Consider the following 572-nt stretch of genomic DNA (forward strand, 5'->3'; position numbering starts at 1 on the left):
GGTTGTAGCAGCCAAATCGACAGCCGCGCCTACAACGCAGCCGTTAAGCGTCAGACAAAGGGCAAGTACCGGAAGCAGGCGTTTTGTGCATCTCAATGGCTGCATCCGCAGTGTCCTTCGTGATGATGGCCGCATCCGAGTGCTTCTTGCCAAGCATCATCATCGCCGTCAAATTCTTCGACTTCGTCAAATTCACCGTTTTCTACCATGCTTACCAGCTCTTCCAAGCTTTCTGCACCTTCTACCCAAAAGCAGGGAATATCGGGCGGCGTGCCGGGGGCAAGCAGGGCGGCTTGCTGGTCGTGCCAAGCAATCCAATAGCCGTTTTGTGTTTGTACGAATACGGCATCGGGATGGATGGTTTCGTTTTCGGTATTGACCAGCATTCTGGCGGTGATATCGGTTTGAAAAGGTAAGGTTTGCATGATGGTTTGAGAATGTGAGAAAAGAAAGTATTGTAACATGGCGAAAACAAACGCACCGTCTGAGTCAGGCGGTGCGTTTGTATCTCGGCAACTTGGGTGCGGTCAGTTTAGAGTATCAGCCGCCCCGGGAATGTCATTCCGTCAAGA

At 51.6% G+C, this 572-nt stretch carries 1 protein-coding gene; it reads right to left on the reverse strand.

Going from position 1 to position 572, the window contains the following annotated elements; genetic code table 11:
* Nucleotides 1–92 precede the first annotated feature (92 nt).
* On the reverse strand, nt 93–425 hold the full coding sequence (locus ACTHUM_RS18025; RefSeq protein ID WP_219088384.1) for a general secretion pathway protein GspG: 333 nt from the start codon (nt 423–425) through the stop codon (nt 93–95).
* Nucleotides 426–572: the final 147 nt, after the last annotated feature.

The organism is Neisseria sp. P0021.S006 (assembly GCF_051956895.1).